Source organism: Umezawaea beigongshangensis (genome assembly GCF_016464305.1).
Classification (GTDB): Bacteria; Actinomycetota; Actinomycetes; order Mycobacteriales; family Pseudonocardiaceae; genus Umezawaea_A; species Umezawaea_A beigongshangensis.
This window is the reverse complement of record NZ_JAEIOJ010000003.1, coordinates 66,890-88,173: the sequence shown is the minus strand read 5'-3', so window position 1 is coordinate 88,173 and position 21,284 is coordinate 66,890. Positions and strand designations below refer to the sequence as shown.

The 21,284-nt window shown below is 73.5% G+C and carries 26 protein-coding genes; 16 read left to right on the top strand and 10 right to left on the bottom strand.

The annotated features are described in order from the left end of the window. The first annotated feature begins 114 nt into the window (after positions 1–114). The 11 genes from clpB to IMZ35_RS08560 all read left to right on the top strand — a co-directional run bounded on the left by clpB (position 115) and on the right by IMZ35_RS08560 (position 9,726). The gene (gene clpB, locus IMZ35_RS08610) at positions 115–2,694 is read left to right on the top strand and encodes an ATP-dependent chaperone ClpB (protein ID WP_199440461.1); all 2,580 of its coding nucleotides are present in this window, start codon (positions 115–117) and stop codon (positions 2,692–2,694) included. A 205-nt stretch (positions 2,695–2,899) separates the two neighbouring features. Then, on the top strand, positions 2,900–3,598 hold the full coding sequence (locus tag IMZ35_RS08605) for a TtfA family protein (RefSeq protein WP_199440460.1): 699 nt from the start codon (positions 2,900–2,902) through the stop codon (positions 3,596–3,598). Positions 3,599–3,656: 58 nt separating this feature from the next. Then, positions 3,657–4,433 carry an SDR family NAD(P)-dependent oxidoreductase gene (locus IMZ35_RS08600; RefSeq protein ID WP_199440459.1) on the top strand — a complete coding sequence of 259 codons (777 nt, stop codon included), beginning with the start codon at positions 3,657–3,659 and terminating at the stop codon, positions 4,431–4,433. Between the two features lie 66 nt (positions 4,434–4,499). Then, on the top strand, positions 4,500–4,838 hold the full coding sequence (locus IMZ35_RS08595; protein WP_199440458.1) for a hypothetical protein: 339 nt from the start codon (positions 4,500–4,502) through the stop codon (positions 4,836–4,838). After that, on the top strand, positions 4,838–5,776 hold the full coding sequence (locus IMZ35_RS08590) for a WXG100 family type VII secretion target (RefSeq protein WP_199440457.1): 939 nt from the start codon (positions 4,838–4,840) through the stop codon (positions 5,774–5,776). The genes IMZ35_RS08595 and IMZ35_RS08590 overlap by 1 nt, the downstream gene beginning before the upstream one ends. After that, complete coding sequence (locus IMZ35_RS08585) at positions 5,773–6,198, top strand: hypothetical protein (RefSeq protein WP_199440456.1); 426 nt, start codon at positions 5,773–5,775, stop codon at positions 6,196–6,198. Before IMZ35_RS08590 ends, IMZ35_RS08585 begins: the two co-directional genes overlap by 4 nt. Before the next feature lie 93 nt (positions 6,199–6,291). Further along, entirely contained in the window at positions 6,292–6,846 is a 555-nt protein-coding gene (gene pyrE, locus IMZ35_RS08580) for an orotate phosphoribosyltransferase (protein ID WP_199440972.1), read from the top strand. Beyond that, the gene (locus IMZ35_RS08575) at positions 6,846–7,475 is read left to right on the top strand and encodes a hypothetical protein (protein ID WP_199440455.1); all 630 of its coding nucleotides are present in this window, start codon (positions 6,846–6,848) and stop codon (positions 7,473–7,475) included. Before pyrE ends, IMZ35_RS08575 begins: the two co-directional genes overlap by 1 nt. A gap of 65 nt (positions 7,476–7,540) precedes the next feature. After that, complete coding sequence (locus IMZ35_RS08570) at positions 7,541–7,942, top strand: DUF2784 domain-containing protein (protein WP_199440454.1); 402 nt, start codon at positions 7,541–7,543, stop codon at positions 7,940–7,942. Continuing rightward, positions 7,932–8,552: a TrmH family RNA methyltransferase gene (locus IMZ35_RS08565; protein ID WP_307867864.1), complete on the top strand. Its 621-nt coding sequence runs from the start codon at positions 7,932–7,934 to the stop codon at positions 8,550–8,552. Before IMZ35_RS08570 ends, IMZ35_RS08565 begins: the two co-directional genes overlap by 11 nt. Before the next feature lie 67 nt (positions 8,553–8,619). Then, entirely contained in the window at positions 8,620–9,726 is a 1,107-nt protein-coding gene (locus tag IMZ35_RS08560; RefSeq protein ID WP_199440971.1) for a glycoside hydrolase family 76 protein, read from the top strand. 4 nt (positions 9,727–9,730) lie between these two features. Here the strand turns inward: IMZ35_RS08560 and IMZ35_RS08555 are convergent, their stop codons facing one another. Continuing rightward, positions 9,731–10,708 (bottom strand): LacI family DNA-binding transcriptional regulator, encoded by a 978-nt coding sequence (locus IMZ35_RS08555; RefSeq protein WP_199440452.1) that lies wholly within the window; start codon positions 10,706–10,708, stop codon positions 9,731–9,733. Between the two features lie 215 nt (positions 10,709–10,923). Here IMZ35_RS08555 and IMZ35_RS08550 point away from each other — a divergent pair, with 215 nt between their 5' ends. Together IMZ35_RS08550 and wrbA are read left to right on the top strand one after the other, a co-directional pair. Beyond that, the gene (locus IMZ35_RS08550) at positions 10,924–11,559 is read left to right on the top strand and encodes a nucleoside/nucleotide kinase family protein (protein ID WP_199440451.1); all 636 of its coding nucleotides are present in this window, start codon (positions 10,924–10,926) and stop codon (positions 11,557–11,559) included. Positions 11,560–11,626: 67 nt separating this feature from the next. Continuing rightward, a complete protein-coding gene (gene wrbA / locus IMZ35_RS08545; RefSeq protein ID WP_199440450.1) occupies positions 11,627–12,247 on the top strand; it encodes an NAD(P)H:quinone oxidoreductase in 621 nt (206 codons plus the stop codon). Here the strand turns inward: wrbA and IMZ35_RS08540 are convergent. Next, a complete protein-coding gene (locus IMZ35_RS08540) occupies positions 12,233–12,907 on the bottom strand; it encodes a DedA family protein (protein WP_199440449.1) in 675 nt (224 codons plus the stop codon). The genes wrbA and IMZ35_RS08540 overlap by 15 nt on opposite strands. Positions 12,908–13,039: 132 nt before the next feature. Continuing rightward, on the bottom strand, positions 13,040–13,354 hold the full coding sequence (locus IMZ35_RS08535; RefSeq protein WP_199440448.1) for a hypothetical protein: 315 nt from the start codon (positions 13,352–13,354) through the stop codon (positions 13,040–13,042). A 65-nt stretch (positions 13,355–13,419) separates the two neighbouring features. On the opposite strand from IMZ35_RS08535, the gene IMZ35_RS08530 reads away from it, so the two are divergent. Next, positions 13,420–14,805, top strand: a complete 1,386-nt coding sequence (locus tag IMZ35_RS08530; RefSeq protein WP_438816840.1) for an FAD-binding oxidoreductase — start codon at positions 13,420–13,422, stop codon at positions 14,803–14,805. Between the two features lie 45 nt (positions 14,806–14,850). Here the strand turns inward: IMZ35_RS08530 and IMZ35_RS08525 are convergent, their stop codons facing one another. Then, positions 14,851–15,657, bottom strand: a complete 807-nt coding sequence (locus tag IMZ35_RS08525; RefSeq protein WP_307867863.1) for an alpha/beta fold hydrolase — start codon at positions 15,655–15,657, stop codon at positions 14,851–14,853. A 149-nt stretch (positions 15,658–15,806) separates the two neighbouring features. Between IMZ35_RS08525 and IMZ35_RS08520 the strand changes: the two genes are divergently transcribed. Then, positions 15,807–16,385, top strand: coding sequence for a TetR/AcrR family transcriptional regulator (locus IMZ35_RS08520; protein ID WP_199440447.1), 579 nt, complete (start codon positions 15,807–15,809; stop codon positions 16,383–16,385). Positions 16,386–16,430: 45 nt separating this feature from the next. Here the strand turns inward: IMZ35_RS08520 and IMZ35_RS08515 are convergent, their stop codons facing one another. From IMZ35_RS08515 to IMZ35_RS08490, 6 genes are all read right to left on the bottom strand, one after another. Further along, the gene (locus tag IMZ35_RS08515; RefSeq protein ID WP_199440446.1) at positions 16,431–17,186 is read right to left on the bottom strand and encodes a DedA family protein; all 756 of its coding nucleotides are present in this window, start codon (positions 17,184–17,186) and stop codon (positions 16,431–16,433) included. Between the two features lie 65 nt (positions 17,187–17,251). After that, on the bottom strand, positions 17,252–17,566 hold the full coding sequence (locus tag IMZ35_RS08510) for a hypothetical protein (protein WP_199440445.1): 315 nt from the start codon (positions 17,564–17,566) through the stop codon (positions 17,252–17,254). A 48-nt stretch (positions 17,567–17,614) separates the two neighbouring features. After that, on the bottom strand, positions 17,615–18,772 hold the full coding sequence (gene nagA, locus IMZ35_RS08505) for an N-acetylglucosamine-6-phosphate deacetylase (protein ID WP_199440444.1): 1,158 nt from the start codon (positions 18,770–18,772) through the stop codon (positions 17,615–17,617). Next, positions 18,769–19,692, bottom strand: a complete 924-nt coding sequence (locus IMZ35_RS08500) for an ROK family protein (RefSeq protein ID WP_307867862.1) — start codon at positions 19,690–19,692, stop codon at positions 18,769–18,771. Before IMZ35_RS08500 ends, nagA begins: the two co-directional genes overlap by 4 nt. Before the next feature lie 63 nt (positions 19,693–19,755). Next, on the bottom strand, positions 19,756–20,307 hold the full coding sequence (locus IMZ35_RS08495; RefSeq protein WP_199440443.1) for a CGNR zinc finger domain-containing protein: 552 nt from the start codon (positions 20,305–20,307) through the stop codon (positions 19,756–19,758). Positions 20,308–20,349: 42 nt separating this feature from the next. After that, positions 20,350–20,931: a SigE family RNA polymerase sigma factor gene (locus IMZ35_RS08490; protein WP_199440442.1), complete on the bottom strand. Its 582-nt coding sequence runs from the start codon at positions 20,929–20,931 to the stop codon at positions 20,350–20,352. Between the two features lie 32 nt (positions 20,932–20,963). Here IMZ35_RS08490 and IMZ35_RS08485 point away from each other — a divergent pair, with 32 nt between their 5' ends. Then, positions 20,964–21,275 (top strand): YciI family protein, encoded by a 312-nt coding sequence (locus IMZ35_RS08485; protein WP_307867861.1) that lies wholly within the window; start codon positions 20,964–20,966, stop codon positions 21,273–21,275. The last annotated feature ends 9 nt before the right edge of the window (positions 21,276–21,284 follow it).

Sequence of the window (21,284 nt, the reverse complement as noted above, 5' to 3'; positions counted from 1 at the left end):
CCACAGCGATCTCGTACAGTTGAGCGGAACGGACTCAACTTTTCTGACGTTGTGCAGGACGACGGTGCGGAGAGGGACGCCGCCCGCAGGAGTTCTCCGGCGACGAGGTGAGGAATGGACGCTTTCAACCCGACCACGAAGACGCAGCAGGCGGTGTCCTCGGCCGTGCAGGCCGCGACGCTGGCCGGGCACCCGGACGTCGGCACCGTGCACCTGCTGGGAGCGCTGCTGGCGCAGGGCGACGGCCTGACCGCGCCCCTGCTGTCGGCAGTGGGCGCGGACCTCGACCTGGTCCGCAAGGAGCTCGACCAGCTGTCCAGGACGCTGCCGGCCGCGAGCGGTTCCACCGTGTCCGCGCCGCAGCTCTCCCGCGACGCCGTGCGCGTGATCAGCGGCGCGCAGTCGCTCGCCACCGAGATGGGCGACGAGTACGTCTCCACCGAGCACCTGCTGGTCGGCCTCGCCCAGCACGGCGGCCAGGTCGCCGACCTGCTGCGCCGCCACGGCGCGAGCCCCGACGCGCTGCGCGACGCGTTCGCCGGGGTCCGCGGCTCGGCCCGCGTCACCAGCCCCGACCCCGAGGGCACCTACAAGGCGCTGGAGAAGTACGGCGTCGACCTGACCGAGCGGGCTCGCCGCGGTGAGCTGGACCCCGTCATCGGCCGCGACTCGGAGATCCGCCGCGTCGTGCAGGTGCTGTCCCGGCGCACCAAGAACAACCCGGTCCTCATCGGCGAGCCCGGCGTGGGCAAGACCGCCATCGTCGAGGGGCTCGCGCAGCGCATCGTCGCCGGTGACGTGCCGGAGTCCCTGCGCGGCAAGCGCGTCGTGGCGCTCGACCTGGGTTCGATGGTCGCGGGCGCCAAGTACCGCGGCGAGTTCGAGGAGCGGCTGAAGGCCGTGCTCAAGGAGATCACCGACTCCGCGGGCCGGGTCGTCACGTTCATCGACGAACTTCACACCATCGTGGGGGCCGGTGCCACCGGCGAGAGCGCGATGGACGCCGGGAACATGATCAAGCCGATGCTGGCGCGCGGTGAGCTGCGCATGGTGGGCGCGACCACGCTGGACGAGTACCGCCAGCACGTCGAGAAGGACCCGGCTCTGGAGCGCCGCTTCCAGCAGGTGCTGGTCGGCGAGCCGAGCGTCGAGGACACCGTGGGCATCCTGCGCGGCCTCAAGGAGCGCTACGAGGTGCACCACGGCGTGCGCATCACCGATGCCGCCCTGGTCGCGGCCGCGACGCTGTCCGACCGCTACATCACCTCCCGCTTCCTGCCGGACAAGGCCATCGACCTGGTCGACGAGTCCGCGTCCCGGCTGCGCATGGAGATCGACTCCCGGCCCGTGGAGGTCGACGAGGTCGAGCGCTCGGTGCGCAGGCTGGAGATCGAGGAGATGGCGCTGGCCAAGGAGGAGGACGCCGCCTCCCGCGACCGGCTGGCCGCGCTGCGCGGCGAGCTGGCCGAGCGGCGCGAGACCCTCGCCGGGCTGACCGCCCGCTGGCAGAACGAGAAGGGCGCCATCGAGAAGGTCCGCGACCTCAAGACGCAGCTCGAACAGCTGCGCGGCGAGTCGGAGCGGGCCGAGCGCGACGGTGACCTGGGACGCGCCGCCGAACTGCGCTACGGCCGCATCCCCGCCCTGGAGAAGGACCTGGAGGCCGCCACCCGGTCCACCATGGACTCCTCGGTGATGCTCAAGGAGGAGGTCGGCCCGGACGACGTGGCCGACGTCGTCAGCGCGTGGACCGGCATCCCCGCCGGGCGGCTGCTGGAGGGCGAGACGGCGAAGCTGCTGCGCATGGAGGACGAGCTGGGCCGCCGCGTCGTCGGCCAGGCCGAGGCCGTGCGCGTGGTGTCCGACGCCGTGCGCCGCACCCGCGCCGGGGTCGCCGACCCGGACCGGCCGACCGGGTCGTTCCTGTTCCTCGGGCCGACCGGCGTCGGCAAGACGGAGCTGGCGAAGGCGCTGGCCGAGTTCCTGTTCGACGACGAGCGCGCCATGATCCGCATCGACATGAGCGAGTACTCCGAGAAGCACTCGGTGGCCCGCCTCGTCGGCGCCCCTCCCGGGTACGTCGGGTACGACCAGGGCGGTCAGCTCACCGAGTCGGTGCGGCGCAGGCCGTACTCCGTGGTGCTGCTCGACGAGGTCGAGAAGGCTCACCCGGACGTGTTCGACGTGCTGCTCCAGGTGCTCGACGACGGCCGCCTGACCGACGGCCAGGGCCGCACCGTCGACTTCCGCAACACGATCCTGGTGCTCACCTCGAACCTCGGATCGCAGGTCATCGCCGATCCGGTGCTGGACGAGAGGCAGCGCGGCGACGCCGTCATGGCCGTGGTGCGGACGCACTTCAAGCCGGAGTTCCTGAACCGGCTGGACGACGTGGTGGTGTTCCACCAGCTCGCCACCGAGGAGCTGACGTCCATCGTGGACATCCAGATCGCCCGGCTCGCCGCGCGCCTGGCGCAGCGCAGGCTGACGCTCGACGTCAGCCCGGCCGCGCGGGACTGGCTCGCGCTCAACGGGTTCGACCCGGTCTACGGCGCCCGGCCGCTGCGCAGGCTGGTGCAGTCCTCCATCGGCGACCAGCTCGCGAAGGGGCTGCTGTCCGGCGAGGTCCGCGACGGCGACACCGTCCGGGTGGACGTGCTGCACGACAGCTCGGGACTGGTCGTCGGATCGTGATCGACTCGGCACCGGGGGTCGCGGAGTTCTCCGCGGCCCCGGTGCCGTTCGGCGTCCCGGTGCCCCTGAGCTGGGCTTGCGCGGTGATCGGGAGGTCGCGGGCCGCGCGGCCGGTCGCTCGCGCGAGGTAACGGATCGAGGTGTTCCTCGCGGGCGCGCCCCCAGCGATCTTCGTATTGACGCCCGGCACCGCTACCCTCCCCCTGTGGGCATACCGGCGTGGGTCTGGTTCACCGTCGCCGCGATCGCGGGTGTGGCGGGGTTCGCCCTGCTCGCCACCGATCGGGCGCAGAGAACCGCACGAAATCGCGAACGACGCAGGTGGGCTGCACTGCGCGGGTGGCAGTTCGAGGAGTCCGACCACGTGCTGCCCACCCGGTGGGAGAGCGGCGCCATCGCGTACTACGGCACGGGCACGGCCCGCGACGTCGTCGCGGGCACGACGTTCACCGCAGACGGCCGCCGCCAGGTGTACGTGCTCGACCACGAGACCGGCGGCAAGGTCAACTCGGTGCTGGTGGCCGTGCGGTGCCGGCGGGCCCTGCCCGTGGTCGTCGAGCTGTGGCTGCCCAGCGTGCCGTTCCAGCGCGACCAGATGCCCGAGCTGATGGGACCGGTCGGCCAGCGCTACGCGTTCGTCACCGACCTGCCCGCCGCCCGCAAGCTGATCACCCCCGACCTCGTGGACGCCGCCGAGGAGATCGGCCAGGACGTGACGGTCGTCTGGATCGAGGGCGACTGGGTCCTCGCCGCGGCCCCTCCCGGCTCCAGCCCGGCCCGGCTCGAACGGCTCCTGCGCGACCTCGGCGAACTCGCCGACGTGGTCGACCCGTTCGACGCGGACGGCGACGGCGAGACCGGCGGAGAGGTCTACCGGCCGACGTTCGGCCGCAAGAGCAGCTAGGTCGTGTTCCGGGTCGCGGAGCGCACGGTGCCCGGCCGCACCGGATAGCCTGCCCTCCATGCCGACCGCACTGGTGACCGGCGCCACCGCCGGTATCGGAGCCGCGTTCGCCCGCCGGCTCGGCGCCGAGGGGTACGACCTCGTGCTCGTCGCGCGCACCGCGCCCGTCCTGGAGGCCCTGGCCGCCGAGCTGCACGCCCGGCACGGGGTCGACGCGAGCGTCCTCGTCGCCGACCTGGCCACCGAGGCCGGCCGCGCGCGGGTCGCCGAGCGCCTCGCCGACCCGGACGCCCCGGTCGACCTGCTCGTCAACAACGCGGGCTTCGCGAACGCCGCCGAGTTCACCGCGGCCGCGCCGGGCGACCTCCAGGCCCAGCTCGACGTCAACGTCACCGCCGTCCTCCAGCTCACCAGGGCCGTGCTGCCGGGGATGCTCGCCCGCGACCGCGGTGACGTGGTCAACGTGGCGAGCGTCAGCGCGTTCCTGCCGGGCCGCGGCTCCACCTACAGCGCCGACAAGGCGTGGGTCGTGGCCCTGTCCGAGGGGCTGGCCGCGTCCGTCGCGGGCACGGGCGTCCGCGTGATGGCGCTGTGCCCCGGCTACACGCGCACGGAGTTCCACGAGCGCGCGCGGATCGACGTGTCCGGCAGCCCGGACTTCCTGTGGCTCGACGCGCACCGGGTCGTCCACGACGGGCTGGCCGACCTGCGGGCCGGGAAGGTCGTCTCGATCCCCAGCGCGCTGTACCGGGGCATCGTGACGCTCGTCGGCCTGCTGCCCCGCCGCCTGGTGCGGGCGCTCGCGTCCCGCGCCGGTGGCCGCGGCCGCACCTGAGGGAACCGCGCGCCCCCTCGCCGCGTCGGACGTCGAGTCCAGTCATCGCGAGGAGGGGTCCCAGTCGTGGGTGAGAAGTTCCACGTCGTTCCCGACGAGCTCCGGGGTTACGCCGGTCTGCTCGAACGCAACGCCCAGCACTTCACGGCGATCCGCGGCCACGCGGTGAGCAGGGGGGGCGACACGGCCGGGTTCACCGGGCTGCTCACGTTGCTGCACCCCGTCGTCACCGGTGTCGCCGAGCTGTACGCCGAGACGCTCGACTTCGCCAACCAGCAGATGGTGAAGGACGCCGCGGCTCTGACGACGGCGGCCGACCGCTACGCCCAGATGGACGCGGCACGGGCCACGGCCGTCAGCCGCACCGGCCGCGCGGCCGCCGACCTGAAGATCGGGGGCGAGTGATGGGCGCCTACGCCGACGTCGAGGACGTCTCCGCCGCGCTGAGCAAGGCCGCGGAGAACCGGCCGGGCCGCCAGTCCACCAAGGAGCTGATCGAGGCGGCCGGGTGGAAGATCCAGGGCGTCAACTGGGTCTACGAGAAGGTCACCGGCGAGAACCTGGTCGAGACGCTGATCAACCCGCTGGTCGGCGACTTCGAGAAGATCGACGCCAACGCGAACGCCTGGGACCAGGTCGCGGGCGCGCTCGACGCCGTGCGCAACAACCTCAACGGCGGCCTGGGCGAGCTCGACCCGCACTGGGACGGCGAGGCCGCGCAGAACTTCGACCGCAGGATCAGCGCGATGTGGACGATCGCCGTCGAGGCCGACTCGCAGGTCGCCCGCCTCGTCGGCAACAAGTTCCAGTCGATGGCCAACACCTGCCGCAGCGCCACCAAGATCGCGCTGACGCTGCTCGACATGCTCGTCACGAAGCTCGTCGAGGCCGCCATGACCGCGTGGATCCCGGTCGTGGGCTGGGGCAAGGCCGTGTGGATGGTCTACGACGCCATCCAGATCGTGGACGCCATCCGCAAGATCATCATCTCGATCCAGACGCTCATCGAGGGCGTGCGGGGCATGGTCGACGGCATCAGGGCCATGGGCACGGCGATCATGAAGATCAAGGACGTGCGCAGCGTCAACGACGCCGCCAACTCCCTGGACGACGCCCAGGAGGCCAAGCAGAAGTACGACAACGGCGTGTCGGCCGCCAAGTCCGGCGCGTTCGGCGTGGCGATGGGCGGTTACGGCCTGGGCAAGGCCGGGGTCGCCGCGAACGGCCGCCACGGCAGCGGCGCGGGAGGCGGCGGTGGCCCGGCTCCGGCTCCGGCCCCCGCCCCGGCTCCCGCGCCCGCCCCGGCTCCCGCTCCCGCGCCGAGCGGTGGAGGTGGACGGTGACGTTCCCCTACGACCGGGCGAAGCTGGACGCGCTCGTCGCGCGGGTGGACGCCGGGATCGCCGGTGTCGAGCGGACCGCGGCCGAGGCGTCGCGGGTGCGGACCAGGTCCAGCGGCCTGACCCCGCAGGACCTGGCCGAGATCGAGCGGGCCGCGCGCGGGCGCGACGCGCCGAAGGAGCTGCGCGAGCTCCAGCGGCGGGTCGACGCGGGTGAGCTGACCTGGAGCGACGTCGCCTCCGGGCGCGCGCTCGACGACGCGGGAGTGCAGAGCGCGCTCGCCACGTCCGTGCCCGACCTCCAGCGCGCCCACCGCGCCCTGGAGGACGGCCAGGACCCGGAGGACGTCGCGGAGTCCGGCCGTCCGCGGTCGTCCGACCCCGACGACGACGGCCCGTCGAACTTCACGCAGGACGCCTGGTAGCGCGGTCGCGGTGGCGGTGCGACGCCCGACACCGTCACCACGTCCGCCACCCGTCCGAGCGGTGTGCGAGGCTTTGCCACCGTGCGGACTGAAGTGGTTCTCGACGCGAACGCCAAGGCCGAACTGGCCCGACTGGTGAGCGAACTGGCCGTGGTCCACGGCAGGGTCACCCTGTCCTCCGGCAAGGAGGCCGACTACTACGTCGACCTCCGCCGGGCGACGCTGCACCACGCGGCGGCCCCGCTGATCGGCAGGCTGCTGCGGCAGCTCACGGCCGACTGGGACTACGTCGCCGCGGGCGGGCTCACCCTCGGCGCGGACCCGGTGGCCTGCGCGATGATGCACGCCGCGGCGGCCGACGGCGACGTGCTCGACGCGTTCGTGGTGCGCAAGGCGACCAAGCAGCACGGCATGCAGCGCCGCATCGAGGGCATCGAGGTCGCCGGGCAGCGCGTGCTGGCCGTGGAGGACACCTCCACCACCGGTGGCAGCGTGCTCACCGCCGTGGAGGCGCTGCGCGAGGCCGGTGCGACCGTCGTGGGCGTCGCCACCGTCGTCGACCGCGGCACCGGTGCGAAGGAAGTCGTCGAGGACGCCGGGCTGCCCTACCGCCACCTGCTCGACCTCGCGGACCTCGGCCTGGCCTGATGCTCGTCGCGGTCCTGCTCGGCGTGCTCGTCCTCGCCGGGCTCGTGGTGGCGCTGGTCGTCCGGGCCCGGCGGCGGCGGCTCGCGGCGCGGTGGCGGCTCGCCGCGCAGGACCAGGGGTTCCCCCTGCTCCTGCCGCAGCTCGCCCGCCTGCTGGAGGGCGAGCAGCAGCGGGTGCGCGCGCAGCTCGTCGGGCAGCGGCGGGGCGTGTCCGTGCTCGCGTTCGAGGTGCTGTTCCGCACCACCGGTCCCGGCTCAGGCGCCTACGTGCCGCACGTGGTCGTCGTCGCGCCCCGGCCGGTGCCCGGTCCGTGGCTGCTGCTGACCCCGCGCGGCGACGGCGTGTGGCAGCCGCTCGACGAGCCCGTCGACACCGGTGACCCGCTGCTCGACGCGCGCTTCCAGCTGCGCCGCCTGCACCCCGGCTTCGCCGCCGCGTGGCTGGCGACCGGGGTCGGCCGGTCCCTGGTCGCCGATCCGCGCGCCGCCGGGGCGGCGATCCTCTTCGGGGAGCACACCGTGGCCGCCGTGGTGCCCGGCACCGCCGCCCTCACCCCCCTGGACCAGCTCGCGGACCTGCTCCTCGACCTGTGCGCTCGCGTTCCGTGGCCCGCTCTGCCACGTGGATGAAGTTCACGTTTAGTGGCAGCGCTCGCAGGTGATCCCGTTCTAGTCTGGAACGGGGGGAGGTCCACATGGTGGCCCGAGCGCTGGTGGAAGTCGTCGTGGTCGTGCACTTCGCGGTCCTGCTGTTCCTCGTGGTGGGGGGATTCGCCGCGTGGCGGTGGAAGCAGGTGTTCTACGCCCACCTCGCGATGGCGACGTGGGGACTGCTGGTCGTCGCGTTCCCGATCGCCTGCCCGCTGACCTTCGCGGAGAACTACTTCCGCGACCGCGCCGGCCTGCCGCGCCTGGAGGCGGGTTTCATCGACACCTACGTGGATGGTGTGCTGTACCCCGACTCCGCGGCCGTGGGCGTGCAGCTCCTGGTCGCGTCGGTGGTGCTGGTGTCGTGGTGCGGGATGTGGCTGAGGTGGCGCGGTGAACGACGGACCGGGGGCTCGGGAAGCCGGGCCCACGGAGTGGGTGCGCACTGACGAGGTCGGCGTGGGGCCCTGGGAGGGCCCGTGGCCGGAGGGTGAGCACTGGGACCCCGAACTGCTCGCGGAGGGCGACCGCCGCAACGTCGTCGACCCCTACCGCTACTGGCGGCGGGAGGCCGTCGTCGAGCACCTCGACGCGCGCCGGCACGACTTCCACGTGGCGATCGAGAACTTCCAGCACGACCACAACATCGGCACGGTCGTGCGCACGGCCAACGCGTTCGCCGCGCGGGCCGTGCACGTCGTGGGCCGCAAGCGGTGGAACCGCCGCGGCGCGATGGTGACCGACCGCTACCAGCACCTGCACCACCACGCGGACGTCGCGTCGCTCGTGGCCTTCGCCCGTGAGCACGACCTGGAGCTGGTGGCCGTGGACAACACGCCGGGGTCGCGGCGGCTGGAGCTGGTGGAGCTGCCGGAGCGCGCTCTGCTGCTGTTCGGGCAGGAGGGGCCGGGGGTGACGGAGGAGGCCCGCGAGGCGGCGTCGCTGCTCGTGTCCATCGCGCAGTTCGGGTCCACGAGGTCGGTCAACGCCGGGGTCGCCGCCGGGATCGTGATGCACACCTGGGTGCGTCAGCACGCGGACCTCGACGCCGCCTGGTGACTCCGCCGCGCGCCTGAATCGGTCAAGTGGTGACGATGGAGCGGTGACCGCCCAGAGCTCCACTCCGATGCTGCTGACCGCGCGAGCCGGTGTCGCCGAGCGCGCCGTGCTGTCCAGGCACCTCACACGGGTGTGGAGCGTGCCGGGAACCCTGCTGGGCACGGCGGGCTGGCCCGCCGGGCTCACCGCGCGGCTGCACACCCGCTTCAACTACTGGTGGCAGGCGCACCTGCTCGACTGCCTCGTCGACGCGCAGCTGCGCTCGCCGACCCCGGCCCGCAGCTCGGCGATCCGGCGGCTCGTGCGCGGCATCCGGACGCGCAACCTGGGCGGCTGGACCAACGAGTACTACGACGACGTGGCGTGGCTCGGGCTCGCGCTGACCCGCTCGGCCGACGCGGGGGAGGCGGCCAGACCGCAGGCGGTGGGGCGGATCGCGGCGCAGCTCCGCTCGGGGTGGACCGACCACGCCGGGGGCGGCGTCTGGTGGCGGCGCGGGGACGACTTCAAGAACGTCCCCGCCAACGGCCCAGCGGCGATCCTGCTGGCACGCCTGGGGCGGGCGGCGGGGGACACCGCCGACCTCGACCGCGCCCGCGCGGGCGTCGACTGGATCGAGGAGCACCTCGTGGACCCCGGCTCCGGCCTCGTCTGGGACGGGCTGCACGTGAACCCGGACGGGACGGTCCGCGACGTCGAGAAGGTCGTCTACACCTACTGCCAGGGCGTCTTCGCCGGCGCGTGCGTCGAGGTCGCGGAGGCCGGAGACCCCGCCGTCCAGCTCGACCGCGTCGCCAGGACCGTCACCGCCGTGCACGAGCACCTGGCCACCGACGGCGTGCTGCGCGGCCACGGCGGTGGCGACGGCGGGCTGTTCAGCGGCATCCTCACCCGCTACCTCGCGCAGGTCGCGCTGGCCGTGCCGCGGCTGGACCCCGACCGCGCGGAGACCGCCCGGCTCGCGGCCGACCTCGTGCACGCCTCGGCGGAGGCCGTGTGGCGGACCAGGGGCGTGGCCGCGGGGGGACCGCTGTTCGGACCGGAGTGGACCGAGCACCCGCGGACGCCCACCGCGGCGGACGCGCTGCCGGAGCGCGACCTGTCGGTGCAGCTCGGCGGCTGGACGGCGCTGGAGGCCGCCGCTCTGCTGGAGCGCAACGGCGTCCTGCCGTGAGCCGTCAGGCGCAGCCGCAGGAGCGGCGGTGCCGCAGCTCGGGAGCCAGCCGGATCGTCTCCGGCCGACGCTGCGGATCGCCGATCCTGGCCAGCAGCAGCCGCACGGCGGTGCGGCCGATCTCCTCCACGGGCTGCGCCATCGTCGTCAGGGACGGGTCCACCAGCTCGGCCCACTCCACCTCGCCGTAGGCGACGAGCGCCAGGTCGGCGCCGATGCGCAGGCCGCGGGCGCGCACCTCGTGCAGCACGCTCGTGAGCACCGTGTGCTCGCCCGCCACGACCGCCGTGGGCGGGGACTCCAGCGCCAGCAGCCGTCCCAGCACCCCCTCGTGGGCCACCAGCTCCTCGTCCCACGGCAACCCGGCGCGACCCAGCCCGAGCCGGTAGCCCAGCACGCGCTCGTCGGTCGTCGCGAGCCCCGGCTGGCCGCTGACCAGCCCGATCCGCCGGTGCCCGCGCTCCGCGAGGTGCCGCACGAGCGCGGACGTGGCCTGCACGTTCTCCGGGCCCACCTGGTCGAGGTCCTGGCTCACCGTCAGCCGGTCCACCAGCACCGTCGGGATGCCCAGCCGCTTCAGCTCGGGCAGCACCGCGCCGCCCGCGCCGGCGCCGGGGGTGAGCAGCAGCCCGTCCACCCGGCGCGACCGCAGCATCCGCACGGCCGCCTGCTCCGACTCGGCGGTGTCCCGCGTGTCGATCAGGACCAGCGTGTACCCGGCGCGGGTCGCCTCGCCCTCGATCGCGGCGATCAGCTCGGCGAAGTAGGGGTGCGACACCAGCGACACGGCCAGCCCCAGCGTCGTCGTCCCGCCGGTCACCAGCGAGCGCGCGATGGCGTCACCGGTGTAGCCCGTCTCCTCGATCGCCCGCTGCACGCGCGCCCTGGTGTCGGGGGCGACCGGCCGCGTCTCGTTCAGCACGTGCGAGACCGTGGTGATCGAGACACCGGCGAGCGCGGCGACGTCCCGCATCGTGGTCATCCGCCCCACTCCCCTCAGCAGAGCGCTCGGTCGGTCGGTCGCGTGCGCAAGCGATTGCCCGTCGAACGTACCCGCTGGTCCCGGGCTTCACACGCGTCCGGAGACGTGTCGGCCGGTCGGGGTGGTGCCCCGGTCCGGGGTTTGACAGCCTGGAGCGACAGCGGTCACCCGTGCGGGTGGACGACGCGCACGACGGCGGAACGAGGGGTTCGAGCGTGACGGGACAGCGGGTGCGGTTCGACGACCTCGTGGAGCGGGCGGGAGTGCTGGCCGCGACCGGGGAGCGCAGGCTCCTCGGCATCTGCGGCGCTCCCGGCTCGGGCAAGTCCACGCTCGCCCGCCGGCTGGTGCAGGCGCTGGGCGGGTCGGCGGCGCTGGTGGAGATGGACGGCTTCCACCTCGCGCAGCGCGAGCTGGAGCGGCTGGGGATCGCCGAGCGCAAGGGCGCGCCCGACACGTTCGACGTGTCCGGGTACGTCGACCTGCTGGCCAGGCTGAAGTCCGCCGGGCCGGACCTCGTCTACGCGCCGGAGTTCCGCCGCGAGATCGAGGAACCGGTGGCGTGCGCGGTGCCCGTGTCCCCGGAGGTGCCGCTGGTCGTGACCGAGGGGAACTACCTGCTGCTCAACCAGGACAGGTGGAAGCGCGTGCGGCTCGTGCTGGACGAGGCGTGGTTCCTGCTGATCGACGAGGAGGTGCGGCTGCGGCGGCTCGTCGAGCGGCACGTGCGCTACGGGCGCAGCCGGGAGGAGGCCGAGGAGCGGTCGACGCGCGGCAGCGACCACGTCAACGCGCTCGCCGTCAACGCCTCCCGCGCGGGCGCGGACCTGGTCGTGGGCGAGGTGCTCTGACCCGATCGACTGGATTCGTCCTCCCCTGGCCGGGTAGCCCTGCCGGACCAGTCGAAGGAGGAGTCCGATGACCGATCGGGTCAGGGTCGCGGTGGTGTACTACTCGGCGACCGGCGGCACGCACAAGCTCGCGCGGGCCGCCGTCGCAGCGGCTGAGGGCGAGGGCGCCGAGGTGCGGCTGCGCAAGGTGCGCGAGCTGGCACCGGAGGAGGCGATCGGGTCCAACGCGGGCTGGGCGTCGCACGTCGAGGAGACGCGCGACGTGCAGGAGGCGACGCTGGACGACCTCGTGTGGGCCGACGTGCTGCTCTTCGGCGCCCCCACCCGCTACGGCCTGCCCGCGGCGCAGCTCAAGCAGTTCTTCGACCAGACGGGTCCGCTGTGGGCCGAGGGCAAGCTCGTGAACAAGGTCGCCTCGTCGTTCTCCACGGCGGCGACCGCGCACGGCGGCCAGGAGTCGACCGTCCTCGCGATCAACAACACCTTCTACCACTGGGGCGCGGTCATCGTCGGGCCCGGTTACGTCGACCCCGTGCAGTTCCAGGCGGGCAACCCCTACGGCGCGAGCTTCACGTCGAACAACGGGCAGACCCCGCCGGACGACACCGCGCTGGCCTCGATGGCCGTGCAGAGCCGCAGGGCCGTCCAGATCGGCGCCGCGCTGAAGCGGGGTCTAGCGAGCGACTGAGTCGACGGAGGCGGTCTCGTCGACCGGCTTGTGCATCTCCTGGCGGTAGCGGTAGATCCCGTACGCCGTGCCGACGACGAAGAAGGCGATGCTGGCCACGACGGCGACGGTCTCCAGGTGCGGCACGGCCGACAGCAGACCCGCGCCGTAGTACCCGGCGAGGACCAGGGTGGGCACCCAGGCGAGCGCTCCCAGCGTGGTGGCGAGCAGGTACCGCTTGGGGTCCATCCTCGCCGCGCCCGCGATCATCGGCGCCAGCGTGCGGATCCACGGTATCCACCTGGCCAGCACGATCGCCCAGAAGCCGCGGCGGTCGAGGAAGTCCCGCGCCCGCTCCAGGTTCTCCCGGTTCAGGATGCGACCGCCCCTGCGGGCCAGCAGACGGGTGCCGGTGTGCTTGCCCACCTGGTAGCCGACCTGGTTGCCCACGACGGCGACCACCATCGCGGCGCCGGACAGCAGCCACGCGCTCAGCGCGCCGTCGTGCTGGGCGAGCACGACACCGGCCGCGAACAGCAGCGAATCACCCGGCAGGAACAGGCCGAACACGAACGCGCACTCGACGAACACGAAGCTCAGCGTGATCAGCCACACCGCGAGTGGACCCGCGGTGTCCAGCGGACCGAACGCGAGAATTTCTGACGATTCGGACACCAGCACACCGGCCAGCCTACGTCGAGATGCGACGACGGCGACGCGGCCTTCACGAGAACGCTTCGGGAAACCCGCGTTCCGGCGTGGCGGTACGACCCCTCGGCGCACCGCCACGCCGCAGCGCCGGCAGACCGGGGATCACGCTCCGGGAAGCGCGTGGTCTGCACGTCCGAGCACCACCTGCAACGCCCTGCCGATCGCGGCGATTCCCGCGCTCACCACGAGGTGGCCTCCGCGCGCGATCCACCGGCCGCCGGTGGCCGTCAGCCACGGCCGCGCCGCCGAGGAGGACCGGGGTGATCGACTCGGCCAAGCCTCCGGGAACGGCCGCGCCAGCCGCTGGTCGGCGCGCAGGAGGAACGACGAGTCCGACAGCACACCGCCGCTGTCGCCGCCGCCCCGGAGCGCCTGGAGCACGGGCTGGTCGCTGGGGGCGGCGGACGCTGCGACCACGTGTTGTCCTCCGATCCGGCGAACTCGTGTGACGCGTATCGCCTGATCGGGTTTAGTTTGGTCTGGTGGAGTCCGTGATCGCAGAACTGCGCGCGGCTCTCGGCGACACCGGCGTCGTCACCGACCCCGAGGTCACCGCGAGCTACGAGCGCGACATGATGCCCCTGGCCCCGTACGGGTCACCACTGGCCGTCGTCCTGCCGAGGACGGTCGAGGAGGTCCAGGCCGTCGTCCGGGCGTGCGCGAGGGCCCGCGTGCCCATCGTTCCGCGCGGAGCCGGAAGCGGCTTGTCGGGAGCGGCCAACGCCGTCGACGGCTGCGTCGTCCTCGTGACGACGAAGATGAACGCGATCCTGGAGATCGACCCCGACGACCGGCTGGCCGTCGTGGAGCCCGGTGTGGTCAACCTGGACCTGCGCGCGGCCGTGGAGAAGCACGGGCTGTTCTACCCGCCCGACCCGTCGAGCTACGACTGGTGCACGATCGGCGGCAACCTCTCCACCAACGCGGGCGGGCTGTGCTGCGTCAAGTACGGCGTCACCACGGACTCCGTGCTCGGCCTGGAGGTCGTCCTCGCCGACGGCGAGGTCCTGCGCACCGGCCGCCGGACCGTGAAGGGCGTCGCGGGCTACGACCTGACGAAGCTGTTCGTCGGCAGCGAGGGCACGCTCGGCGTGATCACGAAGGCGACTCTCGCGCTGCGCCCCCTGCCGCAGGCCCCCGCCACCCTCGTGGCCGCGTTCAGCACCACGGCCGCCGCCGGCGCCGCCGTGAGCCGCGTCGTGCGCGAGGGGATCGTGCCCTCGCTGATGGAGATCATGGACCGCTCGTCGATCGAGGCCGTCGAGCGGTACCTGCGCACCGAACTGGGAGCCGGGCCGGGCTGCGCGGCGCTGCTGATCTGCCAGTCCGACGCGGGCGCGGAGGCCGGGCGGCGCGAGCTGGCCGCGATCGAGCAGGTGTGCGCGTCCAGCGGCGCCGACCTCGTCCACTCGACCGACGACGTCTCCGAGGGCCGCGACCTGCTCACCGCGCGCCGGGCGGTGCTTCCCGCGCTGGAGGTCTACGGCGCGTGGCTCACCGACGACGTCTGCGTGCCGCGCACCCGCATCGCCGAGCTGATCGGCGGCTGCGAGCGGATCAGCGCCGAGGTGGGCCTGCGGATCGCCGTCGTCGGCCACGCGGGCGACGGCAACATGCACCCGACGATCGTCTACGACGCCGCGTCGGAGGACGAGTTCGCCCGCGCCCGGCGCGCGTTCGACGAGATCCTGGCGCTGGGGCTGTCGCTCGGCGGCACGGTGACCGGCGAGCACGGCGTGGGCAAGATCAAGCGCGAGTGGCTGGCGAGGGAGATCGGCCCGGTGGGGCTGCGGGTGCACCGGGAGATCAAGAACGCCCTGGACCCGCACCACCTGTTCAACCCCGGTTCGATGTTCGACGCGCGCTGACGCGGCGCCGCGGCCGGAGCCGCGACGCCGCGTGGGGGCGTGGGGTCAGCGGGTGGCGCGAGCCGCCTCGACGATCAGGTCGGTCACGGCGCCCGGCTCGGACACCGACACCGCGTGCGAGGCGCGGACGCGCTCGACGTGGGAGCCCGCGCGCTCGGCCATGAACTCCTGCGCCGCCGCCGGGATGGCGTTGTCCTGCGTGGCGATCAGGGCCCAGGAGGGCAGCGACTTCCAGGCGGGCGTGCCGGGCAGGCCAGCGGCCAGCGCCTGCTGGGCGACCGGGCGCTGGGTGACGGCCATGACGCGGGCGTCCGCGGCGGGCACGTCGGCCGCGAAGACCTCGCGGAAGTCCGCCGGCTTGATCGACAGCTCCGGCTCGCCGCCGTGGTCCAGGACGTTCGTGGTGTCCGGCCCCAGCTTCGAGCCGGGGAACTGGCCGGACAGGCCCAGCGCGCTCTCGCCGGTGTCGGGCTGGAAGGCGGCGACGTAGGCCAGGGCGCGGACGTTCGGCGTGCTGGTGGCGGCCAGGGTGATCAGCGCTCCACCGTAGGAGTGGCCCGCGAGCACCACCGGGCCGGGCACGCTGTTGACCACGTCGGCGACGTGGGCGGCGTCCGACTCCAGGCCGCGCAGCGGGTTGGCCACCGCGAGGACCGGGTAGCCGCGCTTCTGCAACCGCGACACGACGTCGTTCCAGCTCGACGAGTCCGCGAAGGCGCCGTGCACCAGGACCACGGTGGGCTTCGGGTCGCGGTCGCCCCGGTCCGGGGTGGCGGAGGCGGTGGTCGTGGCGAGGGTCGCGGCGACCCCGACGGCGGCGGCGGACAGGCCGATCAGGCGCTTGGCGTTCACGGTGGGCTCCTCGGGGAGTAGAGAGAGAACGATCGGTCTTTCTGCTGAGAACACTAACGGTTCTCACCCGGAGCGCAACGTGAGGAGAAGCACGGTTCCACGGGGGCGAACGTGTGCTAGAACGACCGGTCTTTCCGTATGGTGTGCACATGACTCCAGTCGTAGAGAGCACGCTCCACCCCAGGGAGCGGCTGCTGCGCACCGCCTCGCGGCTGTTCTACGCCGAGGGCGTCCACACCGTGGGGGTGGACCGCCTGGTCACCGAGGCCGGCATCACCAGGGCGACCTTCTACCGGCACTTCCCCAGCAAGGAGGACCTGGTCGAGGCGTACCTGCGCGCCCGCAGCGAGGGCATCCGGCGGGCCGTCGACGCGATCACCGGGACGAGCGGCGGCCGTGCGGCGCTGCTGAGCGTCGTGGACCTGATCGGTGACGACACCTGCCGGCAGGACTTCCGCGGCTGCGCGTTCCTCAACGCCGCCGCGGAGTACCCGGACCCGGCGCACCAGGTGCGCGTGGCGATAGCGGAGCACCGCGCCTGGTTCTCCGGCGTGCTGCGCGACCTGCTGGCCGGGGCGGGGCACCCGGAGCCCGACCACGCGGCGCGGGTGCTGGTGCTGCTGCGGGACGGGGCGTTGCAGAGCGGAGAGCTGGACGATCCGCAGGTCGTCCGCGAGACGCTGCTGCGCGCGGTGCACGACCTGCTCGGGACCGGTCGAGCGGCCTGACGGGTGCGGGCCGCCGCTGGCGGCCCGCACCCGTGCGCGTTCGGATCAGGCGTCGCCGATGCGCGGGAACTGCTGGGTGCGGTCGTCGTCCAGCTCGATCCGCTCCATCTGCTGCGTGATGTCCTCGGCCTCCACCTGGAGGACGTTCTTCTTCTCGCGCTTGGCCTTGATCACCTCGACGACGATCGGCACCACCGAGATCAGCACGATGAGGATCAGCATCATCTCGATGTTGTCGCGCACGAACTGGATCTGGCCGAGGAAGTAGCCCAGCACGGTGAGGCCACCGGCCCACGCGACGCCGCCGATCACCGAGTAGGTGAAGTACTTCTTCGCGTCCATCCGCCCGACACCGGCCATCGCGGTGATGAACGTGCGGACGATCGGCACGAAGCGCGCCATCACGATCGCGCGGGCGCCGTACTTCTCGAAGAACTCCTCGGTCTTCTCGACGTACTCGCGCTTGAAGATCTTCGAGTTCGGCTTGCTGAACAGGGCGGGCCCGGCGCGCAGGCCGATGTAGTAGCCCACGACGTTGCCGACCAGCGCGCACACCGTCACCAGCAGCGCGACCAGCCACAGCGGGTAGTCCAGGACCTCGGTCGCGGTCAACAGCCCGGCCGTGAACAGCAGGGAGTCGCCCGGCAGGAAGAACCCGACCAGCAGGCCGCACTCCGCGAAGATGATGAAGCAGAGTCCCACCAGCATGTACGGCCCGAGGCCGCGCAGCAGGATCTCGGGGTTCAGCCAGTCTGGGCCGAGGGCAACTGAGGTGGTGATCGCGCCGGTCACGCCGCACACGGTACAGGTGCTTCCCCGGCGTCCGTCCCCGCCGGGTGAGCGGACCGCAGCTCAGGGTGACCGGCTCACGGCGGCAGCGTGAACAGCGCCGCGCCGCCGCCGGCGGCCAGGCCCAGCAGCACGGCGAGCAGCAGCACCCACAGCACCCGTCCGGCGGTGAGCCGGGGACGCGCCGGTCCCGGCTGGTGCCGCGGCGCGGCGTGGTGGCCGGCCACCGGGCTGAAGCTCGGAGCGGTGTGGAAGCCGGAGCCCACGTGGAACGGCGACCGCGGCTCCCACGGGAGGAGGTCGTCCTCCGTCCGCTGGGGCACGGCCACGTTCGCGCTGGTCGCCTGGGCGCGCAGCGCGTCGGCCAGCAACCGCTCCTGCTCGTCGCTCACGCTGCGACGTTAACCCACTCCGCACCGCGCGGGAGGTGCGATCGGTGGTCAGTCCTCGACCCACCGCCCGCGGCTCATCACCCGGCGCGGCCGCAGCTCGTCGTCGAGCACCACGACGTCCGCGGCGAGTCCCGGCCGCAGCTCGCCGAGCTCGCCGGACAGGCCCAGCAGCGCGGCCGGGCGGGTCGAGGTGGCGCGCACCGCCTCCTCCACGGTCAGCGCGCAGCCGACGACGGCGTTGCGGAAGGCCGCGTCCATCGTCAGGGTGCTGCCCGCGAGCGCCGTGCCCCCGGCGAGCGTCGGCACGCCGTCCACGACGCGCACCTCCAGCCCGCCCACGTCGTACACGCCGTCGCCGACCCCGGCCGCCGCGATGGCGTCGGTGACGAACACGGTCCGGTCGCGACCGGCGTGCCGCGCGGCGAGCCGCACCGTCGTGGGGTGCAGGTGGACCAGGTCGCAGATCAGCTCGACGGTGACGCGCTCGTCGTCCAGCAGCGCGCCGATCGGGCCCGGCTCGCGGTGGTGCAGCGGGCGCATCCCGTTGAACAGGTGCGTCGCCACGGTGGCGCCGGCGTCGACGACCGGCCGCACCTGCGCCTCGGTGGCGTCGGTGTGCCCGATCGCGGCGAGCACGTCGTCGTCGCGGAGCTGGCGCACCGCCCGCACGGCGCCCTCCAGCTCGGGGGCGATCGTCACCATCCGCACCGCGCCGCCACCCGCGGCGAGCAGCTTCTCCACCGACGAGCGGTCCGGCGGGCACAGGATGTCCGGGTCGTGCGCGCCGCAGCGCGCGGCCGACAGGAACGGGCCCTCCAGGTGGATTCCGGCGAGCAGGCCGTCCTGCACCAGCTCGGCCAGGGCGGACACCTGCTGGGCCAGCTCGGGCACCGGCCGCGACACGAGGCTCGCGAGCACCGTCGTGGTGCCGTGCCTGCGGTGCGCCCGCACCGCGCGTCGCACGTGCTCCGGATCGGCGCTGGTGAACGCCTCGCCGCCACCGCCGTGGCAGTGGACGTCGACGAACCCCGGCACCAGCCAGGCGCCCGCGACGTCGGCCACCGGCCCGCGCGGCGCCTCGCCGTCGCCGACGCCGGTGATGCGGCCGTCGCGCACGCTCAGCCAGCCCGCGTCGAGCACGCCGGTGGGCGTCACCACCCGGCCGCCGGTCAGCACCACGTCCGGCAGGTCGTCCCGCGTGCTCATCTCTTCTCCTCCGGGGTGTCGAGTGCGAGCAGCGCCGCGCCGAGGCACCCCGCCTCGTCGCCCAGCGCCGCCAGCCGCAGTTCGGGTCGGCGGTGGAACGTCGTCAGCTCGTCGAGCCGCTCGCGCAGCGGGTCGACGAGCAGGTCGCCGGCCAGGGCCAGCCCGCCGCCGAGCACCACCGCCCGTGGACCGAGCAGCGCCGCGAGGACCAGGATTCCCCTGGCGAGGGCGTCCACGGCCTCGCGCCACACCACCGTCGCGTCCTTCTCACCCGCTCGGACCAGGGCGGCGACGTCCGCTGCTCCGGCGACCGGACGGCCGGTGCGCGCGGTGAACCGGCGGGCGATGGCGGCGGAGGAGGCGCGTGCCTCGACGCAGCCGGTGCTCCCGCAGCCGCACGGCTCGCCGTGACCGACGTCGACGTGGCCGATCTCGCCGTCCACGGCCAGCACCCGGCCCCCGACCACCAGAGCGGCGGCGATCCCGGTGCCGATCGGCAGGACCACCGCGTCGCGCAGGCCGCGAGCCGCGCCGAGCCGCACCTCGGCGAGACCACCCGCGCGGACGTCGTGACCGAACGCGACGGGACGGCCGACCCGCTCGCTCAGCCTCGCGCGGAACGGGTGGTCGCGCCAGCCGAGGTTGGCCGAGTAGACGCCGGTGCCCGCCTCCTCGTCGACGACGCCCGGCACGACCAGGCCGACCGCGTCGACCGGCCGCCCGGCGCGCTCGCCGAGCGCGGCGACCAGACCGGCCACCGTCTCGACCACCGCGTCGGCCGTGGTGGCGCCGTCGCCCGTCCTCGGGGTGGCGAGCCGCTGCCGCGCCACCGCCACGACGTCGTCACCGCTGCCGGTGAACAGCGCCGCCTTGGTCTCGGTGCCGCCGACGTCGACGGCCACCACGCTCCTCGTGTGCACGAGTGGTGATCCTGCGGCATCGAGCACCCATTGGTCTATACCAAGTGCCGGAAGGGGGTGCGGTCAGAGGCTGAGCCGGCGGCGCGCGTGGTGCAACCGCACCTTCTCGCGGTTGCCGCAGCGCGCCATCGAGCACCACTGGCGGTTCCCGGCGGGCGAGTGGTCCACGAACCGCACGCCGCACCGGGTCGCGGCGCACACCCGCACGGGCTGCCCGGCGGTGAGGACGTCGATCGCGTCGATCGCCACCAGGCCCAGGGCCGCGCCCGCCGGGTCCTCGGGGACGCCGGCGCGGGCGAGCAGCACGCCGTCGGCGAACCGCAGCTGCGGCGGGACGGCGCGGAAGCGGCGCGCGTGCCGGTTGATCGTCGCGACGTCGCGCCGCGTCGGAACGCCGGTCAGCACGGCCCGGTCCACCGCCGAGCGCAGCGTCCCGGCGAGCAGCACGTGCTCCTCCGTCGCGCTGTCGACCGTCGCGACGCGCGCGAGGCGCAGCCAGTCGACGAGGTCCTCCGGAGTGCACAGTTGATCACGCGGGGAGGTGTCCCGGTCGCGCAGCGTGTTGAGCAGATCCACGCTCGGCCGCCCGCCGAACCACAGCCAGTCCTGGGGCATCCGCTCTCCTCGCACCTGGCGGGGGAGAAGGATAACCCGTCGTCAGCGCCCTGCCATGAGCTTCTGCAACGCGTCCAGCGCGCGGCTCGCCGTGGACTTCACGGTGCCCTTGGAGATGCCCGTCGCCTCGGCGATCTCCGCCTCGGACAGGTCGCCGTAGTAGCGCAGCACGAGCACCTCGCGCTGGCGCGGGGGGAGCTGGGACAGCGCGGCGACGACGGCCTGGTGCTCCGCGGTGAGCATCGCGAGGCTCTCCGCCGAGCGGGCGTTCACCGCGTGCGGCGGGGTGTAGTCGCGGGCGGTCCTGCGGCGGCGCAGCACGCTGCGGGAGCCGTTCACGACGGCGGTGCGCAGGTAGCCCAGCGCGGCCTGCGCGTCGCGCAGGTTGCCCCAGTTGCGGTGCAGGCCGGTGAACGCCTCCTGCACGACGTCCTCGGCGGTGGCGGGCTCGTCGACCAGCAGCAGCGCGAGGCGCACCAGGCGCATCCGGTGCTGCCGGTAGAGGTCCTCCAGGGTGAGCGGCCCGCTGGGCGCTGGTGCGGGGCCGTCCTGGACGCGCAGGTTCGTCAGCGTGTCCTGAACCCTGTTCGGCACGCCGCCGGTGTTCTCCCCCTGGCCAACCACGAGGGGAACGTTACCGGGGCGGAGGTAGGTTCGTGACCGCATCAGCGCACTGCACGGAGGTGGAGATGGCCAGGTTCGCGGTCGAGTACTCCTACGGCGGGAACCGGGAACGGCGGATGGCCGCTCGCCCGGCTCACCGCGCGTACCTGTCGTCGCTGGCAGAGCGGGGGACGCTGCTCGCGGCGGGCCCGTTCGCCGACGACTCCGGCGGTCTGCTGATCTTCGAGGTGGCCGACGAGGCCGAGCTGACCGCGCTGCTCGACGCCGATCCGTACGTCCCGACGGAGACGATCGTGCAGAAGCGCGTGCGCGAATGGACCACCGTGCTGGGCACCTGGGTCTGACGACGGAGC